Origin of the sequence: Microcoleus sp. BM001215392 (assembly GCF_036700185.1) — a bacterium.
Classification (GTDB): Bacteria; Cyanobacteriota; Cyanobacteriia; order Cyanobacteriales; family Microcoleaceae; genus Microcoleus.
Genome location: NZ_JAUBOJ010000035.1, coordinates 1 through 8,928, shown reverse-complemented (window position 1 = coordinate 8,928; position 8,928 = coordinate 1). Strand labels below are relative to the sequence as shown.

The 8,928-nt window shown below is 47.4% G+C and carries 7 protein-coding genes; 5 read left to right on the top strand and 2 right to left on the bottom strand.

The genetic code is table 11. The features are described 5' to 3' along the window. The first annotated feature begins 51 nt into the window (after positions 1–51). Both QT974_RS06475 and QT974_RS06470 read left to right on the top strand, forming a co-directional pair. Entirely contained in the window at positions 52–771 is a 720-nt protein-coding gene (locus QT974_RS06475; RefSeq protein ID WP_333467701.1) for an HAD-IA family hydrolase, read from the top strand. A gap of 212 nt (positions 772–983) precedes the next feature. Further along, the gene (locus QT974_RS06470; protein WP_333467700.1) at positions 984–1,760 is read left to right on the top strand and encodes an ABC transporter permease; all 777 of its coding nucleotides are present in this window, start codon (positions 984–986) and stop codon (positions 1,758–1,760) included. A 344-nt stretch (positions 1,761–2,104) separates the two neighbouring features. On the opposite strand, the gene QT974_RS06465 is transcribed toward QT974_RS06470, so the two are convergent. Then, positions 2,105–3,565, bottom strand: coding sequence for a serine/threonine-protein kinase (locus QT974_RS06465; protein WP_333467699.1), 1,461 nt, complete (start codon positions 3,563–3,565; stop codon positions 2,105–2,107). Positions 3,566–3,964: 399 nt separating this feature from the next. Then, the gene (locus QT974_RS06460) at positions 3,965–4,969 is read right to left on the bottom strand and encodes a LysR family transcriptional regulator (RefSeq protein ID WP_333467698.1); all 1,005 of its coding nucleotides are present in this window, start codon (positions 4,967–4,969) and stop codon (positions 3,965–3,967) included. 245 nt (positions 4,970–5,214) lie between these two features. On the opposite strand from QT974_RS06460, the gene QT974_RS06455 reads away from it, so the two are divergent. The 3 genes from QT974_RS06455 to QT974_RS06445 all read left to right on the top strand — a co-directional run bounded on the left by QT974_RS06455 (position 5,215) and on the right by QT974_RS06445 (position 8,787). Further along, entirely contained in the window at positions 5,215–5,928 is a 714-nt protein-coding gene (locus QT974_RS06455; protein WP_333467697.1) for an NnrU family protein, read from the top strand. Positions 5,929–5,973: 45 nt separating this feature from the next. After that, positions 5,974–6,351 carry a thioredoxin family protein gene (locus tag QT974_RS06450; RefSeq protein ID WP_333467696.1) on the top strand — a complete coding sequence of 126 codons (378 nt, stop codon included), beginning with the start codon at positions 5,974–5,976 and terminating at the stop codon, positions 6,349–6,351. Between the two features lie 390 nt (positions 6,352–6,741). After that, complete coding sequence (locus QT974_RS06445; RefSeq protein ID WP_333467695.1) at positions 6,742–8,787, top strand: NAD(P)H-quinone oxidoreductase subunit 5; 2,046 nt, start codon at positions 6,742–6,744, stop codon at positions 8,785–8,787. Positions 8,788–8,928 lie beyond the last annotated feature (141 nt).

The window sequence follows — 8,928 nt, the reverse complement described above, 5'->3', positions numbered from 1 at the left end:
TAATTTAAGGACTAAAGTCCTCACTACAAACCATTTACTGACAACTTACTAATGAGCGAAATTATTTTTTTAGATGCCGCCGGAACACTATTTGATGTTCGCGGTAGCGTCGGCAAAATATACGGACAATTAGCCAGAGAGTTTGGAGTAACAGTTAAAAGCGAAGAGTTAAATGCAGCATTTTACCAAAGCTTCGCCTCAGCAACTCCGATGACATTTCCAGGAATAGAAACAGCAAAAATTCCCCAACTAGAATTTGAATGGTGGCTTACAGTTGCCGCAAAAGCATTCCAAATAGCAGGAATTTTCCATCAATTTTCAGACTTTCCCAAATTCTTTGCCGAACTCTACGCTCATTTTGCCACCGCCGAACCTTGGTTCGTCTATCCCGACGTATTCCCAGCCTTAAATAAGTGGCAGCAACAAGGAATCGAATTAGCAGTAGTCTCGAATTTCGATTCCCGACTTTATCAAGTATTAAAAGCCCTCAACTTAGCAGAATATTTCACATCAGTGACAATTTCCACCGAAGTTGGTGCAGCCAAACCTCAGCCGGAAATTTTCACAGCAGCCTTGCAAAAACACAACTGCACAGCCGAGAATGTTGTGCATATCGGCGACAGCTTCAAAGCCGATTATTGCGGTGCCAAATCCGCAGGCTTAAAAGCAATTTGGTTGAACCGAGAACAGGAAAAAATAGCAGCAGACAAATTGCCTGTAACTGAAACGAAATTAGAACAGTGCAGCAGCCTTGATTATTTAACCTTTTAACCTGATAATGAGCAAGATGTAATATCATATCAGGTCAATTACCCGCAATCCCAAAGGTTTGTAGTGAGGACTTTAGTCCGCATTTCTGATGACTAAAGTCCTCACTACAAACCAATCTTAGTACGATCGTTCGAGCGTCGGACATGATATAATATTTAGTCCCGTTAATTGACAAAACTTGATATCAATTATGCAAATCACCTCGCCCAACCATGAAACAAAACTCAATTAAAACTATACTAACAGACACAATCACCGTGTTTTGGGGAGAATGGCTAGATTTGCGAGTGCGAATCCTGCCAATTGCCGCCGCTGGTTTAACATCCCCATTAATTTACATTCTAGCTTTTGGTTTCGGGTTAGGAAGTTCCATGCCTAAACCTGCAATTGGTGGCAATTATCTAGAATTCATGCTGCCGGGAATGGTCGCACTTTCATCGATGACAGTAAGTTTTACAGGCGCAGTATTTTCTATTTGTGGCGAACGCCTTTTTAGTAAAACATTTGAGGAATTGCTACTGCTGCCGGTACACCCCCTAGCTTTGCACGCAGGCAAAATGCTAGCCGGAATACTGCGGGGACTGCTAACTTCGGTTTCCGTGATTTTAGTAGCAGTTTTGTTTACTCAAAAGCTAGTATTTTTGCATCCGCTATTTTTGTTAGTGATAATTCTCAACTCCGCTGTATTTGCGGGATTGGGAGTGATAGTCGGTTTAAACGTAAAATCTCTCGAATCAGTCGGATTGTACAACAATTTTCTGATAACTCCGATGTCATTTTTGGGAGCGACATTTTTCGACCCCGCGTCGCTACCCGTGGCCCTGAAAGGCATAGTTTATCTGTTGCCGCTGACTTATGCCAGCATTGGATTGAGGGCTGCTGCTTACGATATCGCCAAGTTTCCTTGGTACAGCATACCTGTTTTGTTGGTGGCTGCGATCGCCTTTTCTGCGATCGGCGCCCGCCAGTTTTCTACTCAGCAAGACTGAAGCAAGAAGTCATTAGTCATTAGTCATTAGTCATCGGTCATTAGTCATTAGTCATTAGTCATTAGTCATTGGTCATTAGTAGTCGTAGGGTGTGTCGCTTGGGAACAATCATGCAGCATTTCACGCCAAATCTCATAGCGACGCACCTTACATATTGGTGGACAAAACAACCCTCCGTTTCACTCCGCCCAACAATTCTGTTGTAGCAAGCTTTTTTCTAAATGCTATCAGATACAGTCCAGTCAATCACTGGCGATTAAATTAGTATAATGAGGACTAAAGTCCTCGGAAAGAAGGACTAAAGTCCTCACTACAAACCCGGTCTTTAGAATTTTAAACAAGGCTTAAAAAATATTATAAAGTAACTTATATATCAAGCGGAAAATAGCTGTGGCCGCGATCGCCCCCAAAGCAGCCAACCATCCCACAAACAACACGCCTGTGAAAGGAGAATTCGGATAAATCGTAACTGCCGCACGCAAAGCCGGGAAAAACCACAGTACAGCCAGAGTACCTGCGCTAATAATCAGCATCTCAGTTTGCTCGATCGCCCTGCGGTACTGGCCCAAAATTAGCCCCCCCACAATCATCCCCAACAATCCGATACTCACACTGGGATTCGGTAGCAAACTCGTCAGGGCGATCGCCAGCAACCCACCCTCAAAACCCGTAAACGCAGCCCCTCCCAAAATATCCCAAATCGAAAAAGCCTTTCTTGATGGAGCTTGCACACCTCCGGGAGGAGGCGCCACCACAGGAGGCACATAAGGCGGCTGAGTTGGTGGTAATACCGGAGGCTGTAGGGGAGGCGGAGTCTGTACTATTGGAGGCTGCACGATTATCGTAGGCTGTTGAGAATTGTATTTCAGAGCCGCTTCCACCTCGATCGCCGATTGATAGCGCTGGCTGGGAGCGGGTAATAACATTCGATCGAGAACTTCAGCCAAACGCGGGCTTACCTGTACGCGCGATCGCCAATTCCACTGATTTTGATAACTATCAAACAACTCCGTCGGCTGTAAACCGCTCAGCAAAGTAATGCAAGTCACAGCCAAAGCATAAAAATCCGTTGCGGGATAAACTTCTTGTCCGTTCATCTGTTCTGGCGGAGCATAACCCAAAGAATAAATACCAGTCGAAGCCTTAGAAGTACCCGCAGTTTGCGTCACCTGTTTGACAGCCCCAAAATCTAATAAATAAAGCCGACCATTTTTAGACCGCATAATATTAGCAGGCTTAATATCCCGGTGAATCGAACCGCGCGAGTGTACAAAATCGAGAACCTTCAAAATTTCCCGCAGCACCTCCATCGTTTCAGCTTCCGAAAACTTGCCTTTAACAACAAGTTCTTCCTCCAAATTGTCACCGTCAATGAATTCTTGAACCAGATAGAAAAACTGATCGTTTTTCCCCGGCTGCAAACTCGGAACAGTCAGGTCAAAAAACGCCAGCAAACTCGGAATTTGCGAATGTTCGTTTCCCAGTTCTTCCAGCACCGCCGCTTCCCGTTCAAACAGAGTTTGAGCGATTTTTAGCTGTGCCGGACTCAGATTTGCCGACGGCTGCAAAAGTTTAGCAACGCACTGCCGCATCGCCGGAGTATAGCGGTCTCTGGCCAAAAATGCCGCCCCAAAACCGCCTTGACCCAGCAACCTGACTGGCAAATAGCGCCCGCTCAAAATCAGGGGCATTCCGCAGCTCTTGCAATACCTTTGCTGCACCGTTTTCAGCAGGGAACTGTCATCGAGGTCAGAAAAATTGTTTTGAGGGCGCGGGCAGCTCGGGCGGGTGCAGTAAACTTCCATTTTGGTTTGCTAATTTGGAATTGCTAATTTGGAATTGCTAATTTGGAATGGGGAATGGGGAATGGGGAATTGGCAATGGTTTAATTCCTAATTCTGCGCGGTTCAACTTTTCTTTTATACCAATCCCAGTTTATTTTACCCTTTTTATCTAGTTTTGGTATTAGTAGGTTTTGGCATCAAAAAAGCCAATTATATCATGTCCGGTTAATCAGTTATCATTTCATTGCGAGCTAGACGCTCGCACTCGCAATAAATATAAGCCACCGCTCGGACATGATATTACCGATTTTTGATTCCCGATTCTCGATTCCCAATTTATCAATTTTTTCCAGGGGTTCTCAAACCTGATTTTAATCTCTAAACTACGCGCGAACTGCTGAGAGCCAGCAACTTAATAAATCAACTTCCCCCTGAGTTGGTAGTTGCTATTTCTATCAGTCCCAAATCCATAGCCGGAGGTTCTTTCTTTTCCTGGGTAGTCGAATAAGTGGCAAAGGAAGGCAAAATTTCATTGCTGAAAGCCTCTGCTGCTTTAGAACGGTAGCGGTTGGGGTTGTAAATCAGCGACAAAATTCGAGTTACCAAAACTTCGTCCATTTTAGATTTGTGCAAGACGCCCATCATCAACTCTTTTTCGATCGCCGAAACTGACACAAAAGCAGCCCCCAGCCCCGACTGAACGGCATTTTTAATGGCTTCTATGGAGTTGAGCTCCATCTCGATTTTTAGGCGGCGCGTGTCAATCCCGCATCGAGTCAGTACCTGATCGATGACTTTGCGGATAGTAGACTGCGAATCCAGGGAAATAAACTGCAATTTATAAAGGTCTTCTTTTTGGATGCTGTCTTGTTGTACCATCGGGTGAGACGGAGGGAGAATCAGAGCCAGTTCGTCCTCAGCGTAAGGAACAATTTCTAAAGCTTCTACAAGTTCGGTAGGGATTTCTCCGCCAACAATTGCCAAATCGATTTGTCCGTTGGCCACACTCCACGCCGTGCGGCGGGTCGAATGCACGTGAAGCTGTACCGCTACATCCGGGTACTTTTGCCGAAACATCCCGATCATCCGGGGTAGTAAGTACGTCCCCGTGGTTTGAGAAGCGCCGACGATCAAAGTACCGCCTTGGAGATTTTGCAAGTCTTCGAGAGCTCGACAAGTTTCTTGACAAAGCGATAAAATTTTCTCGCCGTAACTCAGCAGCAGGTGTCCGGCTTCGGTCAGTTGAGCCCGCCGCCCCCCCCGGTCAAACAGCGGCACGTCCAACTGTCTCTCTAGGTTTTGCACCTGCAAGCTAACTGCTGGCTGGGATACGTAGAGGCTGTCGGCGGCGCGTTTGAAGCTTCCTTCAGAGGCGATCGCCTTGAGGATGCGTAACTGGTCTAAAGTGAAAGGAAGGTCAGACATATATCTAAATTGTCAGTTGTCAGTTGTCAGTTGTCAGTTGTCAGTTGACGGTTGACTGTTGACTGTAGGCAGCCAACAGCTTTCCAGCGAACAGTCAACAGCGAACAGTCAACAGCGAACAGCTTTCCAGTCAACAGTCAACAGCGAACAGTGAACAGTTAACTGACTGATAACCGCTGAATGCTCCCATAGATACTTTGTGACACAATTTGGCAGACAATCAATAACTTTTCTTAATATTTGCAATGACGATCGACTTGGCGCTTGACTCCCACTTAGTTATTCTCGGACTTTTATTTGGTTTTGCGATCGCCCACAGCGGTTTAGCAGCCCTGCGCCCAAAAGGTGAAAAGCTGATCGGGCCGAGACTTTACCGAGTTTTGTTTGCCCTTGTCAGTTTACCGCTGGCCGTGATTCTGGTTGTCTACTTTTTCAACCACCGCTACGACGGCGTGCAGCTTTGGCAAGTACAGGGCGTACCCGGAGTTAAACCCGCGGTTTGGATACTGTCGGCAATTTCCTTTCTGTTTCTGTACCCAGCAACCTTCAACCTCCTAGAAATTGCCGCCATCCAAAAGCCGGAGGTTCACCTCTACCAAGCCGGCATCATCCGCATTACCCGTCACCCGCAAATGGTGGGACAGGTGATTTGGTGCGTGGCCCACACCCTCTGGATTGGTACTAGCTTTACCCTCGTCACTTCCATCGGTTTGGTACTTCACCACCTATTCGGAGTCTGGCACGGTGACAGCCGGCTGCGCGCTCGTTTTGGCGAATCCTTTGAAACCATCAAATCTCAAACCTCAATTATTCCATTTTTGGCAATCCTGCAAAAGCGTCAAACCTTTGATTTGCTAGAGTTCCTGCGCCCTTCCTACGTAGGCGTAGTCATTTTTACGGGCCTGCTGTGGAAAATTCATCCTTTTTTGATGCGTGTCACAGGGAACATATACTGGTAGCATGATCCCTAGGATAGAAAAAAAATTATTAAATTTTGAGGGATCATGGTGTTGTCGGTTAGCGAACGCACTTTTGCACAAGAGGTATTTCAAGCCTCTACCCCCGTTTTAGTTCACTTTTGGGCGCCTTGGTGCGGTTTGTGCCGCGCGATCGACCCCACGCTTACCAGTTTTGAAGCACAGTGGGCAGGAAAAGTCAAGCTCCTAGGGGTGAATGCCGATCAAAGTTTGAAGTTGGCAAATACTTACCGGCTGACCAGTCTACCCACACTGATTTTATTTGAGGGCGATCGATCTCGATTTAGATTTGAACATTATCAAGGACGCGAGGAACTGCGGCGCACTCTGGATTCCTGGATGCTCGCCACTCAGAATTGTCCCCAAAGTCAACGCCTGCAACCGCAGGAAGTAGCCAACCGGTAACGGTTAAAAGGCATTCGGTTCCTATCGATCGAGCATTGGGGAATTACCCATTCGATCGGCAACCAGACATTTACCCCAACCTTTAAAGGTCGGCAGAAACCGGGTTTTTTTACGACAATACCGCATCGAGCGCGAGGGTATTGGTGGAAAAACCCGGTTTATTGATTATTCATAGGCTGCATACAAAAATTGGAAATTTGTCAATCTATCTTTTGGCATAGACTTAAGGCGAACTAGATCGATCGGCAACACAAGCAGCAATTCTTAAGGATTGTCGATCGGCAATACTTAAGAATTGTAGAGAGTCTTTCTGCCCAGTCGCGCAAGCGTGTGTCACAATTGTTTACAGTTTTCGCATATCTAGTAGAAACTTTAAACTACCTATCAGTCATGGAACTGCTTTATCAATACGCTTGGCTGATTCCAGTCCTGCCACTGGCAGGCGCAATGCTAGTAGGTTTAGGCTTAATCACCTTTAACCAGGCAACCAACAAACTCCGACAAGCGAATGCGATTTTAATCCTTTCGACCCTCGGAGGGTCAGCGGTAATGTCTTTCGCATTGCTGTGGAGTCAACTACAGGGCCACGCACCCTACACCCGAACCATTCAGTGGGCCTCTGCTGGGGACTTCTCGCTGAATATGGGCTATATCATCGACCCCCTCACGTCGGTAATGCTGGCGATCGTCACCACGGTCGCCTTTTTGGTGATGATTTACACCGACGGCTACATGGCACACGATGACGGGTACGTGCGATTTTACGCCTACCTCAGCATCTTCAGCGCCTCAATGCTAGGTCTGGTAATCAGCCCGAACATCGTTCAGATTTACATTTTCTGGGAACTGGTAGGTATGTGTTCGTACCTGCTAGTCGGATTTTGGTACGATCGCAAACCAGCAGCAGACGCCTGCCAAAAAGCCTTCGTCACCAACCGCGTCGGCGACTTCGGCCTCCTGCTGGGCATCCTCGGCATTTACTGGGCCACCGGCAGCTTTGAATTTGACGTAATGGGCGAACGGCTGCACTCCCTAGTCGAATCCGGTGCTTTGAGCGCAACTCTCGCAACCATCTTCGGAGTCCTGATATTTTTGGGCCCAGCAGCCAAATCAGCTCAATTCCCCCTCCACGTCTGGCTCCCAGACGCCATGGAAGGCCCCACCCCGATTTCCGCTCTAATCCACGCCGCCACGATGGTAGCCGCCGGCGTCTTCCTGATCGCTCGGATGTATCCAGTGTTTGAAGGGCTGCCCGCAGTCATGAATTTGATCGCCTGCACCGGCTGTTTTACAGCATTCATGGGTGCTTCGATCGCAATTACCCAAAATGACATCAAAAAAGGCTTAGCCTACTCCACAATCTCCCAATTGGGATACATGGTGATGGCAATGGGAGTCGGCGCCTACAGTGCCGGACTCTTCCACCTAATGACCCACGCTTACTTCAAAGCAATGCTGTTCCTGTGTTCGGGTTCAGTCATTCACGGCATGGAAGATGTCGTCGGGCACAACCCCGCCCTCGCTCAAGACATGAGAGTCATGGGTGGCTTGCGGAAATATATGCCGATTACCGCTACTTGCTTTTTAATCGGCAATTTAGCAATCTGCGGCATTCCGCCCTTTGCAGGTTTCTGGTCAAAAGACGAAATCCTCGCCCAAGCTTTCCATGCAAATCCGGCTCTGTGGGCTGTGAGCTGGGTAACTGCGGGGATGACTGCGTTTTATATGTTTCGGATGTACTTCAGCACCTTTGAGGGCGAATTCCGGGGCAATAACAACGCCATCAAGCAACAACTCCTGCAACCGGGTGTGGTTTTCGGCCCTGGAGCGATGAACATTAAGGAATTGGCATCAACTGGCGAAAGTCACGACGAGCATGACCATTTTCCTCACGAGTCTCCTCTGACAATGGCTCTACCGTTAGTGTTGTTGGCTGTACCTTCTGTGTTTATCGGTTTTCTCGGTACACCGTTTGCCAATTATTTCGAGCAGTTTGTGCGCGCTCCTGGCGAGTCTCTGGAAGAAGTTTTGGCACACGCTGCTGAGTTTGATTTGACGGAATTTCTAATCATGGGAGGCAGTTCTGTAGGTATTGCTTTGTTGGGCATTACTTTGGCTTCTCTGATGTATTTGAGCCGGAAAATCGATGCAAATGCGATCGCCCAAAAAATCAAGCCACTCTACGAATTCTCCCTCAACAAGTGGTATCTCGACGATATTAACGAAGTTCTCTTCGTTAAAGGCAGTCGCCGTTTGGCGCGGCAAGTCATGGAAGTGGATTTGCGAGTCGTCGATGGTATCGTCAACTTAACAGGGTTTCTCACCCTGGTTACGGGCGAAGGTTTGAAATACTTTGAAAGCGGTCGCGCTCAATTTTATGCCCTGATTGTGTTTGTCGCAGTTCTGGGTTTTGCGATCGTTTCTGGAGTAGGTTAAATCTGTTGGGAAACGGCATGGTTCCAAGCGTGTCAACTTTCCAGGTAAAGCCGATAGTCCGACAGGGAATGAATTCCCTGTCTCAAAGCGAAAGTCCTCTTAAGAGGACTAATGAGTTCTTCAGTCCTCTTAAGAGGACTT